The following is a 25,469-nucleotide window of genomic DNA, read 5'->3' on the forward strand; positions in this document are numbered from 1 at the left end:
TCATAAAAACCGAACGATGCCGTTTCCCAACCTGGATATGGACGCGCTCCGGACGTTCGTCGCGACCCAACAGCTGGGCAGCCTGAACCGGGCAGCCGAGCGTATCGGCCGGTCGCAATCGGCGGTGAGCCAGCAGATGCGCAAGCTCGAAGAGCAGGTCGGTCACCCGCTGTTCCGCAGACAAGGGCGCGGGCTGGTATTGACGGATGCCGGCGACATGATCCTCTCCTATGCGCATCGCATTCTCGATCTCAACGATGAAGCGGTGCTGGCGGTGCGCGGCGCCTCCATCGACGGCGTGGTCCGTTTCGGCCTCCCGGGCGATTTCGCCGAAGCCTGGCTCCCGGCAGCACTCGGACGGTTCAAGAAAGCGCACCCGGGGGTCCGCGTCGAAGTTGCCGTCGAACGAAATGGCGTATTGCTCGAAAGATTGGATCGCGACGAACTCGATCTCGCGCTGGTGATGGCCAACGAACACCGTCCGGATGCCGAACTTCTGGCGACACTGCCCATGACGTGGATCGGATCGGCAGACGCCGACGAAGTCTTGCATTCCGGTCGCGCCCTGGATCTCGCCCTTTTCCACCCGCCCTGCTTCTTCCGGCGTGCAGGAATCGAAGCGCTGGACAGCGCCAATATTTCATGGCGGCTGGCCTACACGACAGCCAGCCTCCAAAGTCTTTGGTCGGGAGTCGCGGCGGGACTGGGCATTACGTTGCGAACGGGGGCAGGCATGCCATCGTCGCTCAGACGGCTGGGTGCGCAGCAGGGACTTCCGCCTCTGCCGTCCGTGAAGCTGTGCCTGCATGGACGTCATCAGGACACGTCACCCGCGCTGGTACAACTCAAGCGCGTCGTGACGGCGTGCGTGAACGAGCACTTATCGTTGTAATTTCGCGGGAAACGACCTGGCGCGCCTTGCCATCGAATCGTCTCTTCACGGATTCATCGGTTTTCGTAAAGTGTGACTTGAGTATTTTCGATGTTGCAGGGCATGGGATTGGCCTATAGTCGACTTCGCGGTTTCCGCCCCATCAATCACACCACCACCGGACGATCAGGAGAATATCTTGCGGATTGTCGATGTCCGGGAGCTCACGATCCCGATTTCCCGTTATGCCGACAGCGCCATCGCGTCGGGGGGATTGACCACCAGTCTGGTCGCCGTCGTCACCGACGTCATCCGCTCCGGGAAGCCGGTCGTCGGATTTGGCTTCGCGTCCATCGGACGCTTCGGGCAAGGCGGTCTGATCCGGGAACGTTTCGCCCCCAGGCTCATCGCCGCCGACACACTCGCCGGCGATACGGGTGACACGCTCGATCCGCAGCGTGCCTGGACGGCGATGATGCACGGCGAGAAACCCGGCGGGCACGGCGAGCGTTGCGTAGCCGTCGGCGCGCTCGACATGGCGGTCTGGGACGCGGCGGCGAAAATCGCGGATCGGCCTTTGTACCGGCATCTTTCCGAACACCGGGGCACACGCACGCCGCTGTCACGCGTGCGCGTCTATGCGGGGGGCGGGTATCGCTATCCGCAGGACGATATCCGGCGCCTGTCCGACGAGATCCGCCACTTCGTCGATCTCGGATTCACACTTGCGAAGATCAAGATCGGCGACGATCTCGACCAGGATCTGGTGCGCATCGACACCGCTTTGGCACGACTCTCAGGCCCGTCATGCCTCGCCGTCGATGCGATGAACCGCTACGGCCCGGACGCCGCACGCGAAGCCGCGCACGCGCTCGCCCCGCTGGGATTGTTATGGTTCGAGGACATCTGCGATCCGCTGGACTTCGAAACGCTCTCGTGCGTCGCGACAAGTTATGCCCCCCCTATCGCTGCTGGCGAAGCGCTCTTCTCCCGCGCAGAGGCGCGGTTGCTCGACGCGCATGGCGGTTTGCGCAGGCACCGCGACATCCTGCTGTTCGACCCGACCCATTGCTACGGGCTCACGCATTACTGCGAGATCGTGGCGGAGATGACCGAACGTGGCTGGCCGCGCGAGGCGTTCTGGCCACACGGTGGTCACTTGTTCGGGCTGCATGTGGTGGCAGGACTGCATCTCGGCGGCGCGGAAATCAATCCGCTTGCCTTTGCGCCGTTCCAGGCGATGCCTTCCGCCCTGACGATCACGGACGGCCGCATCGATCTGCCTCAGGCCCCAGGCATCGGGTTCGAACTGCACGACGCGACGCGCCAGGCCTTTCGTCGCCTGCTGGACTGACGGCCTGCCCGGCACGAGCCGGTCGGCGTCAGAGCTTACCCACTCAGCCCCCCACGGACAACGCAACAGTTTCAATCGCTCGCCTTGCGCATGATCGCCCCTGATGCGTAGCGGCGCTGTCGCGCGATCAGATGGCGGAACAGACCTCGACGACCAGTTCGCGCATCCATTTGTGCGAGGTGCTGTTGTCGTTACGTCGATGCCAGTAGATGTCCCACGAAAAGGGTTCCGACGGAAACGGCAGCGGCCGCACGGCAATCGACTCCGACGAAAAGCGCGCCGCCAGCTTACCGGAGATGACCGCGATCAGATGGCTTTCCTGGAGGATCGGCGGAATGAGAAGCCAGTGCGGGACTTTCGCGACGACCTTGCGTGCGAACCCCTGATCGGCGAGTACGTTGTCAACGAAGCGAATGTCGGTGGGACTCATCGCCACGCGCAGATGCTCGGCATCGAGAAAGCGCTTCATCGTGAGCTTGCCGCCGGCCAGCGGATGATCCGCGCGCATCACGCACACCATCCGGTCCATGAACAGCGGCTGCCGGCGAATCGTGGAGGCGTGCTGAAGCTGCATGCTCAGGCCGAAGTCCAGTTCGTCGCTTTCCAAGGCCTTGATCGTGCGCTCCGGCGACATGTGCAGGATGTCGAGCGTGATGCCCGGCGCCGATTCGGCGATGGCCGAGAGTATCTGCGGCAACACCAGACAGCCCACCAGATCCGACATGCGCGCCGTGAACTCGCGCTGCGCCGTCGCCGGTTCGAAGTTCACGTCGCTCGACATCAGCCGTTCCGTCTGACGAAGAATCTGTCGGACCGAATCTCCCAGCTCGATGGCGCGCGGCGTAGGTTCCATCGTGCCGCCGGAGCGGATGAACAGCTCGTCCCGGAATACATGGCGCAGCCGCGCCAGCGCATTGCTCATGGCAGGCTGACTCATCGGAATGCGCAACGCCGCACGCGTGACGTGCCGCTCACGCATGAGCGCATCGAAGATGACGAGCAGGTTCAAATCGACAGAGCGCAAATTCATTTCGAATCCTTTTCCCTAGAGGGCCGCGCTCGATATCCTACATGAATGTTTTCATACCAAAAATCCATTTATCAAATAATTTGGGCCTCGCTAGACTGCCGTGAGATTCGCGAAAAATGGAGACGAACCATGGATCAACGCCTTGCCGACCCGATCGCCGCTCATGCCGCTCGTGCCTCTCAAGCCTCTCGTGCGGATGACGACGCCGCAGGACATGCGCCGGCGCGTCCGCTCGATGGCATTCGCGTCCTCGATCTGACGCGCGTGGTGTCGGGCCCGTTCGCCACCATGCACCTGGGCGACCTTGGCGCCGAAGTCATCAAGATCGAGGAGCCGACGCGTGGCGACGACAGCCGCGCATTCGGGCCGCCGTTCGTCGAAGGCGAGAGTGCGTACTTCCTCTGCGTCAACCGCAATAAACGCAGTTGCGCCATCGACCTGAAGCACGAGGCCGGTCGCGAGCTGTTGCTCAGTCTGGTGAAAAGCGCCGATGTCGTGATCGAGAACTTCCGGCCCGGCACGATGCAACGGCTTGGCCTCGACCCGCAGACGCTGCGCCAACACAACCCGCAGCTCATCTACTGCTCGATTTCCGGCTTCGGATCCCAGGGGCCGGACGCCCAGCGCCCCGGCTATGACCTGATCGTTCAGGGCGAGGCAGGGGTGATGGACATCACCGGCGAGCCGGACGGCCAACCCACCAAGGTCGGCACCTCCATTGCTGACATGATCGCCGGACTGTTCGCCGCTCAGGGTATTCTTTCCGCGCTTTACGAGCGCACGCAGACCGGCGTGGCGCGCCACGTGGAAGTCTCCATGCTCGATGCCCTCGCCTCGCTGCTGACGTTCAACGCCGGCATCTACTTCGCGACGGGGCAATCCCCGAGCCGCCGGGGGAACGAACATCCGACCATCAGTCCCTACGAGACCTTCGAAGCCTCGGACGGCTGGCTCAATCTCGGGGTCGCCAACGACAAGTTCTGGCGTCTGTTCTGCGATGTCACCGGAGCAAAGGCGCTGTTCGACGACGAACGCTTCGTCACGGCACCGTTGCGCGTGCAGCATCGTCAGGCCCTCAAGCCGTTGGTGACCGACATTCTGCGGCGCAACACGCGACGCCATTGGGTAGACACGCTGGGCGCGGCAGGCGTGCCATGCGGTCTGATCCGCACGGTGGGCGAAGTGTGCGAAGCGCCACAGCTGACGCAGCGCGGCATGATCGTCTCCATGCAGCATCCCGTGGCGGGCGAGGTGAAGAACATCACGACACCGGTACGGCTCGATGGCGAAGCGCTTCGCCCATCCCTGGCGCCGCCCCTGCTGGGTCAACACACGCGCGAGATTCTTCGCTCGGTGCTCGGACTGTCGGAGGACGCCATCGATTCGCTGAGCGCGAGCGGCACGGTGCGCGACCTCGCGACACACGCCGCACAGGACTAGGCATGGACAAGCGAATCGACGAAGCCCAGGCGCGAAGCGCCTTTGAGGCCGCGCTGAACAGCTATCGACAGGATTTCGACACGTTTTTCCTGTTGAAGCTGTACGGAATGAGCGTCACTTACGCTGATCAGGCATGCGCCGTCAGCATGATAGTGCGGGACTTCATGTTCAATCCGCAGGGCTCCCTGCACGGCGGCGTAAGCGCCACGTTGCTCGATATCTCCATGGGGCATCTGCTGAGACACGAGGTCGGCGCGGGCGCCACGCTTGCAATGAACATTCAGTTCACCCGGGCGATCCGCGAAGGTCAGGTGATCGCCACGAGCCGCTTCACCAGCAAGGGACGCCAGATATGCTTCCTTCAGTCAGAACTGCGCGGTGCCGACGGCAAGCTGCTGGCCAGCGCGACATCGACCTGGAAGGTGCTTTAAGGCGCTTTGCGGTACGTCGGGAGGCTTTGAGGTGCCTTGGGGTCCCGTGGGGTCCCTTGGCGCACCAGCCCGCTGCGGAGTTGGTACGCCTCGCCGGCATTCGACACAACTGCAAATCGCACGTGGCACGATGATCGACGGCCATATGGTCGATCGCCCGGTCGCGGACAGGGCTGACGCCATTTAGCGCCGCGCTGGCCGCGCATCAGTCCCCGCGCCAGACGATCTTCGAGCCCTCCCACGGGCAGTCGCAACGTGCGTCACATCCTGCAAAAAGGCATGGCGCATAGACGCCATGCCCCCGTGCAAGTTGCCGCACCGGGTGGATGCCAGACAACGAACGTCTGACAGCCACCGATCAACCACAAGCCGACGACTACCAGCACCTCATTACGCCGTCGGGCGTCAAACCATCACGTCGGCGAGCGACTTCATGTCGTCAACCCAGATGTCGGGTTGATGCGGCGTACCGCCGAACGGGCGCTTGCGGCGATCGATGAATGCGCTGCGCATGCCAGCCGACTTCGCACCCAGGCAGTCGAACGCATGGTTGGCGACGAAAAGCACCTCATCCATGCGAACGCCCATGATCTCCGCGGCTTTCGTGTACGTCGCCACATGCGGCTTGAACGAATTGGCCTCTGCCACCGAGATCACGTTGTCGAACGGGATCTGGTGGTACTGTTTCGCAGTCTCCAGCATGTCGCGGTCGCCGTTGGAAAGCACGACGATCTTGTACTTCGTTTGCAGGCGCGCCAGCGCTTCGGGCACGTCCGGGAACGGCCTTAGCCGCTCGATGCAGGAAACCAGGTACTCGACTTCTTCACGCGTGAACGAAATCCCCGCCCGCTCGAGCGTGTACGACACCGCACGATGACCGATCTCCCGATACGGCGTGTGCGACTTGTGCAGCAGCGCGTCGATCATCGAGTTCTCGAAGTGCGTGCGGCGCCACCAGGTCACGAACGAACTCGGGTTGCCGTTCCAGCCCTTGTCGCGCAGGAACGGCGTCGCAACCTGCGTCAGACCACCCTGCATATCCACGACCGTGCCGTACTGGTCGAACATCACGACCTTGATTTCCTTCTTCAGCTGCTCCACGTCTGCCATTTCATGGCCTCCTCTTGAATTGAGTGTTGCGAATTCACCGTGAACCCGCCACCCAGGCAATTTAAACGGCGCTTATTTATTTATGAAATGGATTGTTATCATTTCATTATTCATGAGATCAATAATTAATCATTTCCGTACATCTGGTCGCGAGTCGGTTCCTTGATGAACAGCATTCCAATGACGCCGGATACGCCGGCCACGACCACGGGGTACCACAGGCCGAAGTAGATATCGCCGCGTTGCGCGACCAGCGCAAAGCAAACCGTGGGCAAGAGGCCGCCAAAGTAGCCGTTGCCGATGTGATAGGGCAGCGACATCGCCGAGTAGCGAATGCGTGTCGGGAACATTTCCACGAGGATCGCGGCAATCGGCCCCAGCGTCATGGCGCCATAAGCCATCAGCACGATCAGCAGCATCAGGATCATGGGCTGGTTGACGTCTTCGGGGTCGGCGATCGCCGGATAGCCCGCGATCGACAGCGCCTTTCCGGTCGCCACGCGGAACGCCTGTTCGGTCGCTTTAGCCTGCGCCGGCGGCAGCCCATGCAACGACGGCGCCGGGATCTCGGTGGTCCCGACTCTGATGAGGGTCTTCGATCCGGCAGGTGCCGGGATCGTCGCGTAGCTCGCGGCGTGGGTCGCCAGCACCCGCCTTGCCACGTCGCACGCGTTGTCGAAGGTCGCGGTGCCCGTCGGGTTGAACTGGAACGAACAGTCGGCCGGGTCGCTTACGATCACGACGGGCGACGTCTGCTGCGCACGAGCCAGTGCGGGGTTAGCGAAGTGCGTAAGCCCGTGGAAAATCGGAAACAGCGTCGCGGCCGCGAGGAAAAGCCCACAGAGAATGACCGGCTTGCGGCCGATGCGGTCCGACAATCGGCCGAAGAAGATGTAAAGCGGCGAGCTGATCACCAGCGCGATGCCCACCAGCAGATGGGTCGTGCCGGTGTCGAGCTTGAGCGTCTGCGTGAGAAAGAACATCGAATAGAACAGCGCGGTGAACCAAACCACGGCTTGTCCGGCGAGAAGGCCAAACAGGGCCTGCAGTACCAGCTTGAGGTTCCTCCACTGCCCGAAGGCTTCGGTCAGCGGCGCGCGGGACGTGCGTCCCTCTGCCTTGATCTTCTGGAACGCAGGCGACTCGCGCATCGAAACGCGCACGTAAACGGATATGGCCAACAGCACGCCGGAGAACAGGAACGGAATACGCCAGCCCCATACGTCAAACGACTTGCCGCACAGCGCCCGCACGGCGATGATGACCACGAGCGACAACAGCAACCCGATTGTCGAGGTCGTCTGAATCCACGCGGTCCAACCGCCGCGCTTGTCGTTGGGCGCATGCTCCGCCACGTAAGTCGCCGCGGCGCCGTACTCGCCGCCGAGTGCCAGGCCCTGCAGCATGCGCAGCAGCACCAGAATGACAGGCGCCGCCACGCCCAACGTCTGATACCCGGGGAGCACGCCGACCAGCAGCGTGGAGACCCCCATGATCAGGATCGTGAGCAGGAATGTGTGCTTGCGTCCCACGAGATCGCCCAGCCGCCCAAAGATCAGCGCCCCGATCGGCCGCACGATGAAGCCCGCCGCGAAGGTGAGCAACGCAAACACGAATGCCGCCGTGTGATTCAGGCTACTGAAGTACTGCGCCGCAATGATGGCGGCAAGTGCGCCGTACAGAAAGAAGTCGTACCACTCGAACACCGCCCCCAGAGAGGCGGCGAATATGATTTTTCTCTCGTCGGCATCGATCGCGCCCAGTGGCGACGAAGCTATATTGTTTTGCGTCATGTCTCATCCATCTCCTCGTGACGCCGACGAGGGTGTCGGCGCTTTACCGGCGCTTTACCGGCGCCGACGCGTCGACGCGCACCCTGACGCCGGTATGCCAACGATATGTCTCGCGAATTTATTTTTAAAATCGATAATATGTATCGATGTATTTGCGATGTGAATGTGTGACGTCGCGCGGCGGGCGCAACGGGGTCAGCGCGTGGAGGTACGGTGACTGAAGACGGAACTTTGCACGCGGGCCAACGCCGCGGCTTGCGAGAACCTGCGCGCATTGAGGTAAGCGCACAGCCATACGCGGCCCCCGACCGGAATGTGTGCCGGTCGGAAGTCGTAACTTTCGCTTTCGCGCCCGCTAACGCGTCCGGGTCGGTGATAACGCGTCGGGCGTGCCGCGTCCCCCGCTTTACGGCCTGGGCGCCATCACGAATTCCTGATCGACCCGCCAGAATGGATTGGCGACGCCGAATGCCTTGGCGGCTGCTTCGTCGTCGATGCGTTCGAAGTTTGCGACGAGACTTTCCTTCACGCCGAAGACGGTGTCCTGATCCAGATACTGGCAATCGGGCGAGAAGAGGTGCGTGATGACGTCGTCGTAGCCCGGCGCCTGAACGATGAAGTGGATATGCGCGGCGCGGTTCGGGTGACGTCCCAGCGTGGCCAGCAACTTGCCGACGGGACCGTCGTCCGGAATCGGATAAAAACGCGGCTTGACCGTGCGGAACCAGAAGTGGCCGTCTGCGCCGCTGATGAACTTGCCGCGCAGATTCCCCTCGGGCTGTATGCCTTTTTGCTGGACATCGTAGAAGCCATCGTCATTGGTCTGCCAGACGTCGACCGTGGCCCCCCCGATCGGCGTGCCGTCGATGTCGACGACGCGGGCCATGACAACGAGCGGCTCCCCCTTGCCATCGAGACAGATATCCGCGCCGTTGGCCAATGCCGGCACGCCGTCGACGAAGAACGGGCCGAGAATCGTGTTCTCCGTGGCTCGGCCGGGGCGCCTGTGATTGATCGCATCGACCAGCATCGAGACGCCGAGAATGTCGGAGAGCAGGATGAATTCCTGCCGCCAGTCGGTGCACATTTGCCCCGTCTCGGTCAGAAACCGGATTGCGGCGAGCCATTCCTCATGCGTCGGCTCGATTTCCTTGACGGCCGCATGCAGATGCCGAACCACGGCCTCGGCAATCTCGCGCGTTCGGGCATCGACATCGGCCCCGATACGGGCGTTTACCGTCTCGGCGGATCGGGCTTCGCTGAACAGCGGGAAGCGTGTGTGATTCGGATTCGCCATCGTCATCTCCTTCAATCGGTGCCAGGGTAGCTTCGCGGAGCATCGCCTCGCCAGGCATCGGTAATAAGTTGCATGAGTTCATCGCGCGCCAGTGCGCGTGGATTCCAATAGGGATTGGCGAGCGCGAGTTCGACCGTCCTCGAGATGCCGTCGGAGGCCATGCCGAGCGCCGACAATCCCGCCGGCGCCCCGATTTTCCGGTTGATCGCGTGCAACGCAGCCGGTGCGTCATGCGTCACGTCCAAGGCCTCGCATAGCTGCCGCATGACCTCGGGTATCGCCGGCGCGTTGTACGCCAGCGCATGCGGCAGGATCACCGCGTGGGTTTCGGCGTGCGGCAGGCCGAACGTGCCTCCGAGCGTGTGACAGAGCTTGTGATGCAGCGCCATGCCGACAGTCCCCAGACAGATGCCTGCGAGCCATGCACCATAGAGGGCATCGCCGCGTGCTTCCCGATGCAACGGCTGCTCGCTGATGACGGGCAGCGCTCTGGCGAGCGCCCGCACGCTTTGCAGCGCCAGCGCCTGGATGATCGGGTTCGCATCGCGTGCGTAGAGCGCCTCGACCGCATGCGCCATGGCGTTCATGCCGCTCACACCGGAGAGCGCCGCCGGCAAGTCCATCGTCAGGTCGATGTCGTAGATCACGGTCTCGGGCAGCACTTTCAGGCTGCGCAGCGTCGTCTTCAGGCCGTCGCGGGTCTCACCAAGGATCGGCGTCATCTCGGAGCCCGCGTAGGTCGTGGGTAGCACGATCTGCGGCAAATCCGTGCGCAACGCGATTGCCTTGGCGAGCCCCGTCGTGGAGCCACCACCGATCGCAAGTATGCCGTCGATCCCCTGCTTCGCCACCTGTTCGAGCGCGATCTCCGTCACTTCGACTGGCGTGTGCATCCGGGCGCCGTCGAACGTGCCGGCATACCGCGCGCCAAGCTCGGACTCGCATTGCCGCGCGACGCCAGCATGCGGCGGCCCATGCAGAACCAGCACGCGCGACAGATCGAGGCGCGCGGCTTCGGCGGCAACCTGGGCGCGGGTCCCCGAGCCGAAGAGCACTCGCGTCGGCAACGCCTCGTAGGTGAATGGCGAGATCGTCGAGAAACCACCTGGTCCGGCTTGATACGTCATGGTCATCCTCCCGGAGTTACGCCGGTAGCTACCGTCGTGGGATCGTCTGTCCTGCCCGCATAGACCCCCGACTGTCCGGATGTCGTGCGACGGGCGAACAACACGCACACCGCCGCGCCGGTCGCTGCCAACGCGATGGCCACGAGCATGATCTCGTGCCCGCCGAATACCTGCTGGAGCGTGCCGCCAATGAACGGCCCGAGAATGGCGCCAAGACGGCCGACCGCCAGCTCCATGCCCACGGCCGTGGCGCGCATCTCGGTCTCGTACGATGCCGCCGTGAAATTATTGAGCACGAACTGGCCGCCGATGATGCAAAAGCCGGCCATCGCGCTGCAGACCAGATTGATCCAATGCTGGTGGAAGAATACCAGCGAGAGGACCGCGATGGCGCCACCGAGCGACCAGGCGCAAAGCCACCCGCGTGCGCGCCCCGTCAGATCGACCAGATGGCCGCAAACCAGCCCGCCGATAAACGACATGATCTGCATCAAGGCACCGAAACCAAAGCTTGCGCCGAAGCTCTCTCCGCGCGCCTGCATGAGCGTGGGAATCCAGCCCGAGAGTCCGAAGATGCAGAACAGGCTGAGGAAGCTCGTCGCCCAGATCGCAATGGACAGTTGCCGATAGGGTCTTGTCAGCAGCGCAAGCACGGAGGTCGTCGGCACGGGCGGGGGCGGCAGGATCTGCCGATCGCGGTAGACGTCGGCGCGCTCGGGGCGCAGTTTCGTCAGAATCGCCTTGACCTCGTCGTGACGGCCGCGCAACAGCGCGAATTTGGGCGATTCGGGCAGGTAGCGATGCAGGAATGGCAGCAGGAACAGCGAGCACGATCCGATCCAGTAAAGCCCCTGCCATCCGGTATGCGGCGTGACGAATACACCGACAAGCCCGGCAGCCGCGCCGCCCGCGGCCCAGCCCAGCGCCACGCCCCAGAGCGCAAACTTGTTGGCCACGCGTATCGGCGCCAGCTCGTTGATGTAGGTCGTCGACAGCGGCAGCAGCACGCCCAGCCCCAGGCCGGTCAGCACACGCAGCGTGCAGAACGATGCGAATGAATCGGCGGCCGCCGCGGTGAGTATGGAAAAGATCGTTGTGATCCACAATCCGGCGATCAGCGTGGTGCGCCTGCCGATCCGGTCGGCAATGGCACCGTGCACGGCTGCCCCGATCAGAAAGCCGACCAGTCCACTCGAAATCAGCATGCCCACCTGTTCGAGCGACAGGTTCCAGGGGCCTTGCACATAATGAATGACGTAGGCGGGATTGAATGTGTCATAGCCGTCGAAGAGCGTCAGAAGCGCAAGGAGTATTCCTAGCCTGACGTGAGTGCGCCCGACAGGTGCGTCGGACAGCTCGGCGTGTACATCGATGAATCGTGCGTGCATGTGTCTCACTCCATCGTGGATGTGCGCGGCGGCTTATGATTGGATTTGCCCCGTCGCGATGGCCCGCCGCACGACGCCGGCGGCGCCGTGGCAGCGTGCCGGCATTTCACGGATTCAGTTATCGAGCCTGAACAACTTCGCGGCATTGCCGCGGCCGATCTTTATCCGGTCGTTGTCGCTGATCGATGCGGCTTCGAGCCAGTTTGCCGCATGGTCGATGTTCTCGAACGGCCAGTCGGCAGAGAACAGAATGCGGTCGGAACCGATTTCCAGCATCGCGTCGACGAGCGTCTGCGTGCGGAAGTTGCCCGACGTGGTGAGCCAGAAGTTAGCGTGAAAATATTCCGCGATGCGCTTTTTCGCCGGATAGTTCGGCGGCGTGGTCACCCACGCGTTGCGATTGTCGACACGCCACATGCTGTACGGGAGTCCCTCGCCCAGATGCCCCAGGATGATCTTCAGGTCGGGGTACTCGTCGAATAGCCCCGACCCCATCAGACGCAGCGCGTGCACGGCCGTTTCCTGACCGAACGCCCAGGTCGGACCGAGCAACCAGGGGTGCCCGTCGTAGATCGGTGCCTGCGAAGGCAGCGGATTTCGTGGGTGCAGATAGAACGGCACGTCGAGCGCCTGCACGGTGCCCCAGAACGGGCGAAACTGAGGCAGGTCGTAATAGAGCACGCCGTTGCCCCCTTCGACCTGAGTGAACCCGTTCACCAGCGCGCCGACGAATCCGAGTTCATTGACGCAACGCTCCAACTCACGCGCTGCCAGGTCGGGGTCTTGCATCGGGAGCGCGGCAAAGCCGCGAAAGCGATCCGGTCGCCGCGCCACTTGCTCCGCCAGGAAATCGTTCGCCCGACGCGTCAGTTCGTATGCCGCCTTCGCGTTCGGGATGGCCTGAACCGTCGGTGCGTTCAGGGAGAGGATCATCAGGTCGATGGCATTTCGATCCATCTCGTCGATGCGTCGCTGCTGGATGTCGAGCAGACGATGCTTGAGTTCGGGCCAGTAGGATTGCGGCACGAAGCCCGCCGAATCCTGCACGGTCTCCTCTATCGCGAAATGTTCTTCGAGTGCGATCTTGCGCGTTGCCTTGAATGTCATGTCGTGCTCCTTCGGTAATCAGTACTGCCCCTTGGGATCGAGCCCAAGCGCCATTTGTCCGTACATCGTGCCCACGGTGTCCCAGTTCATGCTGATGTGCCGGCCGACCGCGTTGGCGTCGCGCCATGCACGTTGCACCGGGTGCGACAGGTCGAGTCCCTGACCGCCCGTCGACGCGTTGAGTGCCTCGGTGGCACGAATCGCCAGCGACACCGCGAAGGCTTGCCCGCGTCGACTGTGGATGCGCTCCTCCACCGATATGCTCTCGCCGCTGCGCACGGTGTTCTGGCGTTCTCGCAGGTCGGACAAGAGGATCATCCTTGCGGCATCGGCGCTGGCGGAGGCTTCAGCCACCCGCAGCTGAATCGTCGCGAACTCGGCCATGCGGTTATGCCCACCCGCCACCGCACCGCGCGTCACGCGTCGGCTGGTGCGCTCCAGATAGTCTTCCAGGGCGCCCAGGGCGGCCCCCACCGATACCGAGGCGAGACACGACGGGATCATCGAGAGCATCGGCAGCGCGTAATCGCGCTTGTGCGGGTACAGTTTCGCGCCCGGCGTCAGCCCCGAAGTGGTCTCGGAGAAGAACAGCACACGATGCGCCGGTACGAAAACGTTATCCAGTACCAATGTCTTGCTGCCTGTGCCCGCGAGGCCGACGACATGCCAGGTATCGTCGATGACATAGTCGGACTCGGGCACGAGCAGGAAGGCCGGCGCCGGCATTTCGCGCGTGCCCTGGGGCGGCAGGATCGCGGCGCACAGCGACCACTGGGCGCAATCGCAACCGCTCGCGAAACTCCATCGCCCACTGAGGCGATAGCCGCCATCGACGGCTTCGGCATGGCATGCCGGCGCGTAGGAGCCGCACACGAGCGCATCCGGGGTCTGCCCCCAGACGTCACGTTGCGCCTGCTCCGGGAAGGATCCGACCAGCCATTGGTGCGCGGCCAGCAAGCCGGCCACCCACGCCGTCGATGCACACCACTTCGCCAGATCGATATTGAGATCGACCAACGTGGCGAAATCCTGCTCGCTGCCGCCGAACGCCTTCGGTTTGACGATATCGAAATAGCCGATGCCCCGAAGCGCCTCGATCGACGACATCGGCACGCGGCGCTCGGTCTCGACTTGCGCGGCGCGCGCGCGAATTTCGCCCCCCAGGGCATAAAGGTTCGCCCGCATTGCCGCCGTTCCTGCATTCGAAGCGTCGACTGCCCCGGCGACGCATGCCACCTCGATGTCTTGTGCTTCCACCATGATGATTGACCTCCTCTTTACCTGTTGGATGAAGCGCGCCCGCCGGGAGTGCGTGTGCCGACGAACACGTTGCGTTCGTGAATGGCGCGACGGTCAGCAGTACGCCGCATTGCAATACAGCAGCGGTCGATCGTCGCCCTGTTCGCGATGGCTGCCATCGTCGCGAGCCGACGAGACGTCACCACGCTCGCCTGCGCGAACGTCCTCGACAGCGCCGATGAAAATCGTGTGAGTGCCGTAGGGCAATGCCGCGGATCTGCGGCAAAAGACGTTGGATTGCGCCGTGTCGAGGTAGTCGACGCCAAGCGGATGCGTTCCCCAACGTCCGACGAAGAATCGCGTTTCCGGCGACGCGGCGCCGCTGAAGGCGGTCGACACGTCGGCCTGATCGTGCCGCAGCACGTTGACGCAGAAGTGCCGCGCGCCCATCAGGATCTCGTGCAGCAGTGTCGAGCGATTCACGCAGATCAGCAGCGAGGGAGGATCGAGCGAAAGCGACGTGACGGCGGTCATGGTCATGCCATGCCTGCGCTCGCCATCGCTGGCGGTGACGATGGTCACGGTGGAGGCCATGCGGCGCAGCGTCGCCCGAAAGGCCGCGGCAACAGCGGGATCGGTGGGATCGGTGGGATCGGTGGGATCAGGTAATGCGGACATTGCCATCTCGTGTCTCCATTCTGGCCCGAGCGATTTCAGGCGGCAGGCGAGCGTCGTACGCGCTCTCTTGGCGTGACTATACTTTCATTTGCAAATGTTGCAATAACAAATAATGCAAACGAAATTGTTGCGCTGATAGAATTCGTCAATCAAAAAGATGAGCCGTCGAACATGCACAAGCTGACCAACTCGTTCCCTTACCTGCTGAACCGGGTCGGTGTACGGATGGGGGAACTGTTCTCACGTCGCATCGAGCCGTACGGCGTTACCCTTCCCATGTACCGAGTCATGGCAGCGCTGTCGGAGGTGCCGGGGCAACGTCTCGGAGATTTGTGCGTGATGACGACCGTGGAACTCTCCACGCTCTCGCGCCTGATCGGCACGATGGAGAAGATGAATCTCGTGTCGCGTAGCCGGTTGGAAGGCAATGCGCGCACGGTGGCGATCCACCTGACGAATGAAGGGGCGACGCTGCTGGAATCACTGATGCCGATTGCGAAGCACTATGAAGATGTAGCCACCAGTCAGCTCTCCCGATCGGCGATCGAAGCCCTGAAGAAAACGCTGACGGATATTTACAACGTGCTCGACATCATCGAGGACGAATTACCGGAGCCCACGGCGCGCGAGAAGCCTGGCAAGACATCTCGCAGGAAGTGATCGGAGGGGGGCACGATGCCCCGAGGTGTCAACTCTACGCTTCGGAGTTTTGAGTGAAATTCTCTGGCACGGCCGGCCCCCAAAGGTACAACGAGTTCTCAGGGGCGAAATCTCCGGCGGGCCAGTCTCGCCCGGCTGACACAAAATCGATGTCGGCCGAGTACTCGCAGAACGAACCCCACGGATCCTCTACATAGTGGAAATAGTTCGATCCCAGCACGTGTCTTCCTGTCCCCCACCCCTTCGCATATCCGGCGGCGGCCATCTGGGCCGCCCCCTCGCCGACGAGATCGACACTATCGACATCCCACGACGAGTGATGCCAGCCGCGCGCACTGCTTTTGGCGAAAGCCACCAAATGATGATCGCACCCGTGCGGCGCATGCGTGAACGCAATGAGATCCAAAGACTTGTCCGACAAGCGAAGTCCCAGCGCTCGCTCGTAGAAGGCGACTGCCTGTAGGACATCGGGCGTGAACAATAGCACGTGTGACAGTCGCCGCGGTCTCACGCGTGCCACCTCATTCCGGGTGAGTGCGCCGCGAATGTCCGCAGGAACACCACGCTCCGTTCGTACAATCTTACTGTCAGGACTGGTCTTCGGCCCGACTTGCACTTGAACAAGATTCCCGTCGGGATCGCGAAACCAAAAACCGGCGTCCGCATTTCCTTGCACCGACGCGACGTCGGTGGCGCCGGCCGAGATTGTCTGTTGGCGAAGCGACGCCAGATCGTCCGGATAACAGTTAAAGCTGAGATACGCCATCGATTTTCCGTCGCCGGCCAGTACCCTCGCCCATCGATGCCCGTCAGTTGCCCTGATCTCTAGCTCGCCGCCCTGAGATCCGGTACGGCTTACCGTCAGACCGAAGGCATCGAAGAAGCGATGCGCGTCGTCAAGCGACGGTACGTTGAGGGCAAAATGATCGATCGAATGCACCGCGGCTCGCGGAAACGTCGTTGAAGCTCTGGTCATGTCTCACTCTCCTCGTAAGCGATCGGCGGCAATCGATCCGCCGCCGATGCTCCCTCATACGACTTAAAGGGTCGCCTCGTCGATAACGGTGTTTCGAAGCGTGCCGATCCCTTCCACACTGACTTCACAAACATCGCCATGCTTCATGAAAAGCTTGGGCGTGCGTGCCCAACCGATACCCGACGGCGTTCCGGTCACGATGACATCGCCCGGCTCCAGGGTGATGCCTTCGCTCAAAATGCTGATGAGTTCCGCGACGTCGAAAATCATGTCGTCGGTACTGGCGGATTGGACCACTTCGCCATTCAGGCGTGTTTCAAGACGCAATCCCTTCGCGCCCGGCGGCAGTTCGTCAGCCGTCACAAGGTCCGGGCCGAACGGACCGGTGCCGTCGAAATTCTTACCGACGGTCCACTGCGGCGACTTGAACTGGTATTCCCGAACCGACGCATCGTTGAAAACTGTATAGCCCGCCACGCACGCCAGCGCGTCCTCCCTGGCGATATGCCGACCACCCTTGCCGAGCACGGCGGCGATTTCGCCTTCGAAGTCAAGGCCCCGACTGTCCGGTACCGCTGGCCTTACCAATGGCTGCTCATGCCCGACAAGACTCGTCGCTACGCGAAGAAAGATCGTCGGATAGTCCGGCTGCTCGTACTGACTTTCCTTCGTGTGATCCGCGTAGTTGAGCCCGATGCAAATAATCTTGGGCGGTCGAGCAAGCGGCGGCAGGAATACGACATTTTCAGCGTCGACCCTTTCCTGGTTCGCTTGCTCGCGGCCATAGGCGATGAGGTCGACGCCGCGTGCCAGCAACGACTCCAGCGATTCGCTGCCCAGCACGCGAATGGCCTCTCCATCGCGCACGCCCAGCGCAGCCTTTCCGTTTTTCACGAACGATACATAACGCATTGCTTATCTCCAGAGAATTTGCGTTTCGCGCTGCCGCTCACTGATCGCGGCGTAACGCATGCTGTTCAAGCCACAGCGAAAACGTGTGACAAATGATGTCGTTGGCACGGTTCGCCGCATGCGATGCCGCGAAGAAGCCGAAGAACGGATGGAACATGTCCTCGAAACGCAGCAGTTGCACCGGCACATTGGAGGCCTTGAGACGCTGCGCGTAGGCAATGCCTTCGTCTTGAAGCGGGTCATGCCCCGCAACGGCGATCAACGTCGCAGGCATGCCATGCAGATCGACCGCGCGCAACGGCGAAGGGGGGAACTGCGTCGCACGATCGGCCAAAGCGCCCATATAGAGCCGTGAGATGTCCTGCAAATCCGAGGGCGACAGCATCGGAAAGTCGACTCCCTTCGCCGCTATCGGTGCAACGTCACGGGCCATGTCGACCCCCGGCACGATCAGAAGTTGAGCGGCAAGACGAACGCCGCACGCGCGCAACGACAAGGCCGCCGACGTCGCCAGATTTGCACCGGCGCTCTCCCCCGCCACCGCGACCCGGGAGGCGTCGCCACCTAGCATCGCGGCATTGCGGACCGCCCAACGCGTTGCAATAAGGGCGTCTTCATGGGCCGCCGGAAAAGGATGTTCCGGCGCGAGTCGATAATCGACCGATACAACTACCGCATTGATGTCCCGGCAAAGCTTGCGTGCAATGTCGTCCATCAGCTCGACACTACCGAGGACAAATCCACCGCCATGAAAAAAAATTACTGTCGGCAAACCGCCCCTCTCGTTTCGAGGACGGTAGACGCGCACCGGAACACGGTTGCCCTCCGACTCGGCAGTGAGGTCTTCCACTTCGCCGATTACCGGCAACTGCGTGCGTTCGCGCGCGGCCATGATGCTTTTGCGCATGCGCTCACGAGCCTGCTCTGGTGACCCGGAAAACGGAGGCGGCACGTTTGCCGCGCGCATGGCCGATACGATGGCCGCCAGCTCGGGGTCCAGCGGTTCTCGCCGTGTGACGTCGTTCATTTCAATTCGAGAATGTATTGTTGGGAAGCCCGCGCCCGCGCTCTCAGGACATCAAGGTCGACGCCTATCATCTGACCTCGCCGTTTCATGGCACGCCCGCCGACGAATACCGAATCCACATTGCCCGGATGTGCGGCAAGGACGACAGCCCCGATGGCGTCGGAAACAGGCGTGAGATTGAGGTCATCGCCGCGAATCATGACTATGTCGGCCTGCTTGCCCGGTGTGAGCGATCCCACTTTGTGATCAAGTCCGTTGGCCCTTGCGCCCGCTATCGTGGCGAATTCCAAAACATCTCGCATCGAAAGCGTTGCGGGCGCGTTAGGAACTCGCGAATGGTTTCCGCCCATCCAGGAGCGGTAGTATGCAAACGCATGACGCATCTGCGTAAACATGTCGCCCGAACACTTGGTCTCGGTGTCGCCACTCAGGCTTGGCCGTATGCCCACCGCCAGCAAGCGGTCGAATGGGATATCGCCGATACCTTGCGCGTTCAGTTCGCAATGCACACCGAGCGACGCGCTTACACCAGCGTCAGCCATCATGGCAATCTCGTCTGCGCCCGAGAAGCAACAATGCACAAACGTCAGGTCGTCGCCCAACACCCCGGCATCGTGCATTTGCGCGATGGCTCTAACAGTGCCGTTGCGCGCGTAGGCTCCCATGTGAATGCTCGATCGAATGCCGAGCTCGCGGGCGAGGCGAAGATCGTCCAGCCAGACCTCGCGTCGGGCCATCTCCGGCCCGCGCGCCGCCATTGCCAATGTGAGCAGTTGATCGTCGGATGAGAAATATCGTTTTCGCAAGCGACGAATATCGTCCGGATGCCTCCGCTGGCTATCGAACATCCACGAGGCGCCATCCACCAGCGGCCAGCCGTGTGCGAACACGCCGCGAATGTTGGCGTCGCGCAATCCCGTGATCGCAGCGTCCGCGTGCTCCGGGCTGTTCTGAACATGAGACCAATCCAGCATCGTCGTAATGCCGCCTTCGAGCGCAGCGACGGCACCGAGCATCGTGGCGACGTGTACGTCCTCCGGGCGAAACGCAGCGCCCTTTGCGCCCAGCATTTCGGCAAAGTAGATTTGCGGGTCGATGTCCGCGTAGCGATGACGCACACAGCTTTGCCACGTATGGCGATGGGTGTCGACAAACCCGGGCAGCACGATCGTGCCTTGCGCATCGATGCATTCGGCGTCGACATTGCCGATTTTCGGGGAGACGGCAAGAATGCTATCCCCTTCGATCAGCACGTCACCCACGCGCAGATCACCGATCGCCGGGTCCATGCTCAGCACCCATCCGCCTTTGAGCAGAAGTCGTCGTTTGTTCATGCGCTCACCGCCTTAGCCACTTTTTCAGTTGACGTTCGATTTCGTCATTACCGGCCGGGGTTTCGCTTGCCCACGCCACATAGCCATCCGGGCGCACCAGCAGTCCCTTGATCCCGTCCAGCGACGCGGGAATGCGAGCGGCGCGTGCCTGGAGCACGCTCACTGGCCGGCCGCCCACGTCGAGCGACGCGAACTGGCGCCCGAAACCCTCCAGATCGATGAGCACAAACTCGCGTTTGCGCAGCGTTTCCGTGATCGCTACAGAGCGACCGTCCAGCAGCATCAGATCGACATCGGGGCAACGGTGACCGGTCAATGGGTGAGCGTCCGGGTCGCGTGGATAGGGGGTCTCGAGACCGCACAGTTCCAGCACCAACTTCCGTTGCACGTCGGGCAGCGGAATCACCTGCTCCTGCATCCGCCGTTTGAGGACGACCGCCTCGGCGCTGAAGTTGAACTGCAGCGCACATTGCGCCTGGACACTATCGAGCAGCCGACGCATGACCGGTAGACGCTCGGTGTCGTATGTGTCCAGCGTTTCGTCGTCCGCCGCACCGTTGATGACGTTGGCCAACTTCCAGCCGAGATTGAAGGCGTCTTGCAAGCAGAAGTTCATGCCGACGCCGCTGGCCGGGTAATGAATTCTGGCGGACTCGCCCACCAGGAAAACGCGCCCCTGTCTAAGCGTCGGCACCGCCCGCATCTGATCGTCGAAGCGCGAAGCCCAGCGAAATGACTTGATGCCGTAGTCGGTGCCATGCACGTCGCGCAGACACTGCAACACCTCGTCCAGGGTGACCGGCTCGCCCTTCTCGGCATGCCTTCGATCACGATGCACGATGTTGAATCGCGTGATGCCGTCACCAAATATGTAGCCGCGAATCCACCCCATCTCGTTGTCGACGTTAATACGTCCTCCGGGCCACGGAGCCTCAAGCTCGGCATCCACGACGATGCCGCGGAACGTTCCGGAATGGCCGTCGAACGGCAGACCCAGCTTCGAGCGTACGACGCTGCGCCCGCCGTCCGCCCCAACGACATATCGGGCGCGCAGCGTCGAGAAGCGCCCCGCCGGGTCCGCGACCTCAAGCTCGACGCCATCGCCCAGTTCAATCACGTCTCGAACTTCCGCACCCCGTTGCACGACCGCGCCGCACTCCGTGGCCCACTCCCACAGCACCTCTTCTGTCATGTTCTGAGGCAAGCCCAGCGTGAAACCGAAGCGCGTTTCGAGGTACTTCCACTCGATAGGATGAAACCCAGCCCAGATGTGCGTTGGCCGAAATGGATAGTCCACGATGTCGCGCGTTTTGCGGATCAGGCGATCGGCAATTCCCCGGGCATCGAACAGCTCGAGAACACGGGGCAAGATCGTGCCGGCACGCGACTGCACGCCTTCGGTGCGTCGCTCAAGGACAAGTGTCTTCACGCCGGAGCCGGCCAACTCCGCGGCCATCGTCAAGCCGGACGGGCCTCCGCCGACAACAATCACATCCCACTGCATTTTGTTTTCTCCATCAGATACGAAGACCAAACCCGAAAACGCTTTCGTTGAGCCGGTCAAAAGAAGTGCGTAATACCAGCCTCAAGCACCGCTTGATGCGAAGCAGATGCGGGTGGTTGATTTCGAAGCACGGCAAACTGCCCCGATCCCGCGAGCTGAAGCACGCCGAGGACGTAGAGACTGGTGCGTTTGGAAAGCGCGTAGTCGATGTGCGCGTGGAATTGATTCCACTTGTACGAGTCGAGCTTCGTGTACGAGTAGCCGCCACCGATTCGCGTGCGGGTCGTCACATATTTGTAGGCGCCTACGTCAATCGATTGGGCCGTGGCCGAAGCACCGGCCGCAGACAAGCGTGTGTAGCTGTAGTTACCCATGAGACGCCAGCCGTCGTCGACATACGCCACGCCGACCGTGCCGGTGTTCTGGTTCTGAAATACCGAAGCCGTGGGTGTCTTCGTAAAATCGATGCCGTACAGCGTCGACACACCAAGCTTCAGTCCCGGGGTGTACGGCACACCGTTGACCGATTCCCAAACAGCAATCGATTGCCACGGACCGGCCGCGTAAGCGACCTCAGCACCAACGACGCGTCCCGTGTTGGTCGTCGAGCCCGCCTGGCCGAATCCGTACATCACGCCGAACTGGAACCCGCCGAAGACCGGAGACTTGTACTTGAACGAGTTGTTCAAGGAATTGCCGACGGTCCGGTCGAGATTGCCCGGGTGTGTCGCCAGAAGCGATGTGTAACGCTCCGACGTAAAGGGCACCAGATCGGCCAACAGGTCGTACATCGAGCCCATCGTCAGCGTCCCCTTGCTCGCGGAGCTCAGTCCCACGAAGCTCTCGAACGGGGCGTCGGTTCCATTGTTCACGAATGCGTATCGGCTCAAGCGAAATACCGCGGACGTATCACCGTCGATGGCCTCCTTTCCCGACATCGCGAAGAACGGTACCGCGTGCGTGTTGCTGGCCTGGAACAGGGCACCGCTACCCACAGCGCTGGCATTGCTGGTGTACGAAACGCCCATCCCGAGTAAGCCGGAAAGCGTGACGCTCGATTGCGCATGCACGGAAAAACTCGCAATGAAAAATATCGTAGTACTAATAAATTTTATTTTGATCGACTTCATTAAAACGTCTCCTCGCCTGGTTATGCCTGCTTCCCGCGCCTCGCCGCCTCATCAACACGCGATCGCAAGCGGACGCAATGTCTATCTACGCTTGAATCCGTATCAAGGCGACGTCGCTACCACCGGCAACGTGCTATCGCTGCGCGAAAGGCTGCGACTCAGCGCCACGGAGGCAACGAACGCGATCACGCCCGAAACCGCGAACACGACGGCGAGCGCATTGGGCAAAGCGTTCGAATTGCCGTCGAACCCAAAATGTCCGACGAGGGCGATCAGCGTTGGCGACAGTCCCTGGCCAAGCAGCCCATTCAGTACGAGCACGATCGCCATGACGATGCCGACGGATTGCGTGGGTACGACGCGCGCTACGATGGTCGAGGCAACAGACATGAACGTCCAGGAAAAGAGCACGACCAGCGCGTCGATTACCCAGAACGTGGACAACGTATCCGTCAATGCGAGGGTCACCGTGAGAATCGCAACGGCAATGCTCGTCACCATCCCCACCCGAGCGACACCCGCGAGTGCAGCCCCCTTACGCTCCATCGCAAGGCCCGCGACCCACAGTCCGAGCGGCCCCATGATCAGCAACACCGCGCCCTGAATCAGACCGATTTCCTTCATACCGAGGTGAAAGCGACGAACAATCACCGTCGGTAGCCAGGCCGCCAGACCGAACGTAATGATGGCGTTGGCCACGACGAAGACGAACAGCGGTCCGAAGATGGCCCGATGGGCCCAGAGGTACGCATAGATTCGCTGCGCGTCCTGACGTTGGTTCGCGGCACTGTCGCGCTGGCGGCCGGGCTCCTTGTTCAAAAAGATCATCAGGCTCATGGGCACGCCAGCCAGACCGATCAGAAACAACGTCATCTGCCATGCGGACACATCGCCCAGTACGGGAATGGACGTCATGCCGGATGACTGGATGGCGCTCATCATCGGCCCGCCAAGCACCAGTGATAGTCCGGTCCCTACCATCAACGCCATTGTGTAGACGGAAAGTGCACGTGCCCGGCGGCGGTCGTCCACACCGTCACGAATCAGAGAATAGGAAGAAGGCGGAATCAGTGCCTCGGCCCCGCCGACGATTACACGGGCGGCGACCAGAACCGCGAAGGTTGACGCCGTGGCATTGGCGGCGACCGCCAGCGACCACACCATCACGCCCGCGGCAACGATCAGGCGACGGTCAAATCGATCTGCCAGCCAACCTGCCGGCAGCCCCACCACGATATTTGCGACGGCAAATGCCGCACCGATCAGAAAGCTGATCTGTACATCGCTCACACCGAAGTCTCGCTGGATCGGCGCGACCATCAGCACCAGGATGTTCTTGTCGATCTGGGCCAGCATGGTCATCAACGTCAAAGTGACGACCAGCCCCCACTGGGCGAGCGGCCTGCTCGCCTTGCGATTCGCCTGCATAGGTTCATGTCTCCGTGCTGCTTGTCGGTTTGCAGGCTATGTCTGCCCGTTGCAGTCGATTATAGATTTCGGATGACATTTACCAAATTTATTGTTTAAATCTTCATCATCCGTCTTGTAAATATAAAATTGCCATGCGTTTCAACAAGCTCGACCTCAACCAACTCGTGGTGCTGGACGCCCTTCTGTCCACGCGCAGCGTCGGCAAAGCCGCGGAACGTTTGTTCCTGAGTCAGCCGGCGACCAGTTGCTCGCTTGCGCGTCTTCGCGAGTATTTCGAGGACGAGTTGCTTGTTCCGGTAGGTAAGGCGCAGGTGCTCACACCGCTTGCCGAGGAGTTGGTGAAGCCCGTTCGGGATGTTCTGCTGCAAATCCAGACAATCACGCGCGCACGCCCCACATTCGATCACGCCACGTCAACACGTCGCTTCACTATCGAAGCGTCCGATTACGTCATCAGCGTGTTCCTGTCAGAAGTGGTCAAGCATGCGGCGAAGCTTGCGCCTCTCATGCAGTTCGACTTGCGTGCAATTAGTCCTCAGACGCCGGAACACCTGGAGAATGGGGAGGCCGAGTTGCTGATAGCGCCAGAGTTCGCGCGCGTTGCCGGCCATCCGGCGGAGCCATTGTTCGAAGACACGTTTTCCTGTCTGGTATGCGCGCAATACCAGACGGTCGGCGACAACCTGACGGAAGACGAATACTTCGACGCGGCTCATGTGGGCGTGGAATGGGGAGGTGGCCGCCGTACCACCTTCGACGCCCGCCTACTTTCCACGAGCAACCGCACACGACGCCAGACTGTAATAGCGCCAACCTTCACGCTCATCCCCATGTTGCTGGTGGGTACTTCGCGCATCGCAACACTCCCTTCCCGACTGGCGTATCAAATGGCGCAGCGTTTCCCACTGAGGGTGCTGGAATGCCCTGTGGGAATTCCTGCTTTCACCGAGAACCTACAGTGGCACAAGTATCAAGAGCGTGACCCGGCCATTGCCTGGCTACGGTCGCTATTTCGTGAGACAGCGCAACGCTTGCCCCCGATTTCTGGACACATCGTGAAGAACGGTGTTGGATCGAGCGCCGCCGGACGTGCGAAAGATAAACGCGCCAAAGCGGCGGGTTCACGGAAGACATCGAAGAATTGATTGCCTCGCAGCAGGGAAGGAGAACTCGACACCAAATGATCAATTGAATAACGCGCCGTTGGAAGCGCCCCGCCCGATTCGGCGTGATCAATTGGAATGATGAAATGATTTTCCGGCGCGTCGACGTCAGCCCGTGTTCAGCACACGATCCAGAATGCGCGTCAGTCCATGCCCGCTGATCGCCCGTTCCGGCACGATGGTGACCGCTTCATGCGTCGCACCATCGACAGGTTCTTGATTACACCGCCTTGATAGTCATTTTGTAAGTCGCTGACGCACAAAACAAAAAGGCCCTTGAGATTCAAGGGCCTGATTGTGTGCTTGGCGGAGAGGGTGGGATTCGAACCCACGATACGGTATAACCGTATACCGGATTTCGAGTCCGGCGCATTCGACCACTCTGCCACCTCTCCAAGCATTCTTCCTGCTTTGGTTCGCTGCCTGAGTGGCCTCAAGCAGCGAGAAAGAGATTATAGCCGAATTTC

At 61.6% G+C, this 25,469-nt stretch carries 22 protein-coding genes and 1 tRNA gene; 6 read left to right on the top strand and 17 right to left on the bottom strand.

Going from position 1 to position 25,469, the window contains the following annotated elements; genetic code table 11:
• Nucleotides 1-16: 16 nt before the first annotated feature.
• Nucleotides 17-892, top strand: coding sequence for a LysR substrate-binding domain-containing protein (locus LV28_RS41440; RefSeq protein ID WP_023597064.1), 876 nt, complete (start codon nt 17-19; stop codon nt 890-892).
• Nucleotides 893-1,070: 178 nt separating this feature from the next.
• Complete coding sequence (locus LV28_RS41445) at nt 1,071-2,225, top strand: enolase C-terminal domain-like protein (RefSeq protein WP_038620375.1); 1,155 nt, start codon at nt 1,071-1,073, stop codon at nt 2,223-2,225.
• 127 nt (nt 2,226-2,352) lie between these two features.
• On the opposite strand, the gene LV28_RS41450 is transcribed toward LV28_RS41445, so the two are convergent.
• A complete protein-coding gene (locus tag LV28_RS41450) occupies nt 2,353-3,255 on the bottom strand; it encodes a LysR family transcriptional regulator (protein WP_023597066.1) in 903 nt (300 codons plus the stop codon).
• Between the two features lie 129 nt (nt 3,256-3,384).
• Between LV28_RS41450 and LV28_RS41455 the strand changes: the two genes are divergently transcribed.
• Together LV28_RS41455 and LV28_RS41460 are read left to right on the top strand one after the other, a co-directional pair.
• Nucleotides 3,385-4,695 (top strand): CaiB/BaiF CoA transferase family protein, encoded by a 1,311-nt coding sequence (locus LV28_RS41455; RefSeq protein ID WP_081326923.1) that lies wholly within the window; start codon nt 3,385-3,387, stop codon nt 4,693-4,695.
• A 2-nt stretch (nt 4,696-4,697) separates the two neighbouring features.
• Nucleotides 4,698-5,126, top strand: coding sequence for a PaaI family thioesterase (locus tag LV28_RS41460; RefSeq protein WP_255315210.1), 429 nt, complete (start codon nt 4,698-4,700; stop codon nt 5,124-5,126).
• 405 nt (nt 5,127-5,531) lie between these two features.
• Here LV28_RS41460 and LV28_RS41465 read toward each other — a convergent pair whose 3' ends face one another.
• From LV28_RS41465 to LV28_RS41500, 8 genes are all read right to left on the bottom strand, one after another.
• Nucleotides 5,532-6,236 carry a haloacid dehalogenase type II gene (locus tag LV28_RS41465; protein ID WP_023873500.1) on the bottom strand — a complete coding sequence of 235 codons (705 nt, stop codon included), beginning with the start codon at nt 6,234-6,236 and terminating at the stop codon, nt 5,532-5,534.
• A 125-nt stretch (nt 6,237-6,361) separates the two neighbouring features.
• The gene (locus LV28_RS41470) at nt 6,362-8,029 is read right to left on the bottom strand and encodes an MFS transporter (RefSeq protein WP_038620372.1); all 1,668 of its coding nucleotides are present in this window, start codon (nt 8,027-8,029) and stop codon (nt 6,362-6,364) included.
• 406 nt (nt 8,030-8,435) lie between these two features.
• Entirely contained in the window at nt 8,436-9,326 is an 891-nt protein-coding gene (locus LV28_RS41475; protein WP_038620369.1) for an intradiol ring-cleavage dioxygenase, read from the bottom strand.
• Between the two features lie 11 nt (nt 9,327-9,337).
• The gene (locus tag LV28_RS41480; RefSeq protein ID WP_048806559.1) at nt 9,338-10,453 is read right to left on the bottom strand and encodes a maleylacetate reductase; all 1,116 of its coding nucleotides are present in this window, start codon (nt 10,451-10,453) and stop codon (nt 9,338-9,340) included.
• 2 nt (nt 10,454-10,455) lie between these two features.
• Nucleotides 10,456-11,841 (bottom strand): MFS transporter, encoded by a 1,386-nt coding sequence (locus LV28_RS41485; RefSeq protein WP_023597073.1) that lies wholly within the window; start codon nt 11,839-11,841, stop codon nt 10,456-10,458.
• A 114-nt stretch (nt 11,842-11,955) separates the two neighbouring features.
• Entirely contained in the window at nt 11,956-12,948 is a 993-nt protein-coding gene (locus LV28_RS41490) for an amidohydrolase family protein (protein ID WP_025249557.1), read from the bottom strand.
• A gap of 18 nt (nt 12,949-12,966) precedes the next feature.
• Nucleotides 12,967-14,208 carry an acyl-CoA dehydrogenase family protein gene (locus LV28_RS41495; protein WP_038620365.1) on the bottom strand — a complete coding sequence of 414 codons (1,242 nt, stop codon included), beginning with the start codon at nt 14,206-14,208 and terminating at the stop codon, nt 12,967-12,969.
• A gap of 93 nt (nt 14,209-14,301) precedes the next feature.
• Nucleotides 14,302-14,865 carry a flavin reductase family protein gene (locus tag LV28_RS41500; RefSeq protein ID WP_048806558.1) on the bottom strand — a complete coding sequence of 188 codons (564 nt, stop codon included), beginning with the start codon at nt 14,863-14,865 and terminating at the stop codon, nt 14,302-14,304.
• Nucleotides 14,866-14,874: 9 nt separating this feature from the next.
• On the opposite strand from LV28_RS41500, the gene LV28_RS41505 reads away from it, so the two are divergent.
• Nucleotides 14,875-15,525, top strand: a complete 651-nt coding sequence (locus LV28_RS41505; RefSeq protein ID WP_255315209.1) for a MarR family winged helix-turn-helix transcriptional regulator — start codon at nt 14,875-14,877, stop codon at nt 15,523-15,525.
• Nucleotides 15,526-15,559: 34 nt separating this feature from the next.
• On the opposite strand, the gene LV28_RS41510 is transcribed toward LV28_RS41505, so the two are convergent.
• The 7 genes from LV28_RS41510 to LV28_RS41540 form a co-directional block, all read right to left on the bottom strand.
• Nucleotides 15,560-16,501 carry a VOC family protein gene (locus LV28_RS41510; RefSeq protein ID WP_038620362.1) on the bottom strand — a complete coding sequence of 314 codons (942 nt, stop codon included), beginning with the start codon at nt 16,499-16,501 and terminating at the stop codon, nt 15,560-15,562.
• Nucleotides 16,502-16,564: 63 nt separating this feature from the next.
• A complete protein-coding gene (locus LV28_RS41515; RefSeq protein ID WP_038620360.1) occupies nt 16,565-17,413 on the bottom strand; it encodes a fumarylacetoacetate hydrolase family protein in 849 nt (282 codons plus the stop codon).
• A gap of 37 nt (nt 17,414-17,450) precedes the next feature.
• The gene (locus LV28_RS41520; RefSeq protein WP_038620357.1) at nt 17,451-18,440 is read right to left on the bottom strand and encodes an alpha/beta hydrolase; all 990 of its coding nucleotides are present in this window, start codon (nt 18,438-18,440) and stop codon (nt 17,451-17,453) included.
• Nucleotides 18,437-19,774: an amidohydrolase family protein gene (locus LV28_RS41525; protein ID WP_038620355.1), complete on the bottom strand. Its 1,338-nt coding sequence runs from the start codon at nt 19,772-19,774 to the stop codon at nt 18,437-18,439. Before LV28_RS41525 ends, LV28_RS41520 begins: the two co-directional genes overlap by 4 nt.
• A 4-nt stretch (nt 19,775-19,778) precedes the next feature.
• Nucleotides 19,779-21,278 carry an FAD-dependent monooxygenase gene (locus LV28_RS41530; protein WP_038620352.1) on the bottom strand — a complete coding sequence of 500 codons (1,500 nt, stop codon included), beginning with the start codon at nt 21,276-21,278 and terminating at the stop codon, nt 19,779-19,781.
• A gap of 56 nt (nt 21,279-21,334) precedes the next feature.
• A complete protein-coding gene (locus tag LV28_RS41535) occupies nt 21,335-22,408 on the bottom strand; it encodes a porin (RefSeq protein ID WP_081326925.1) in 1,074 nt (357 codons plus the stop codon).
• A 102-nt stretch (nt 22,409-22,510) separates the two neighbouring features.
• Nucleotides 22,511-23,836: an MFS transporter gene (locus tag LV28_RS41540; protein WP_038620346.1), complete on the bottom strand. Its 1,326-nt coding sequence runs from the start codon at nt 23,834-23,836 to the stop codon at nt 22,511-22,513.
• Between the two features lie 134 nt (nt 23,837-23,970).
• Between LV28_RS41540 and LV28_RS41545 the strand changes: the two genes are divergently transcribed.
• Nucleotides 23,971-24,984: a LysR family transcriptional regulator gene (locus LV28_RS41545; protein ID WP_038620343.1), complete on the top strand. Its 1,014-nt coding sequence runs from the start codon at nt 23,971-23,973 to the stop codon at nt 24,982-24,984.
• Nucleotides 24,985-25,306: 322 nt separating this feature from the next.
• Here LV28_RS41545 and LV28_RS41550 read toward each other — a convergent pair.
• Nucleotides 25,307-25,397: transfer RNA gene (locus LV28_RS41550), tRNA-Ser, on the bottom strand.
• Nucleotides 25,398-25,469: the final 72 nt, after the last annotated feature.

Origin of the sequence: Pandoraea pnomenusa, assembly GCF_000767615.3 — a bacterium.
Classification (GTDB): domain Bacteria; phylum Pseudomonadota; class Gammaproteobacteria; order Burkholderiales; family Burkholderiaceae; genus Pandoraea; species Pandoraea pnomenusa.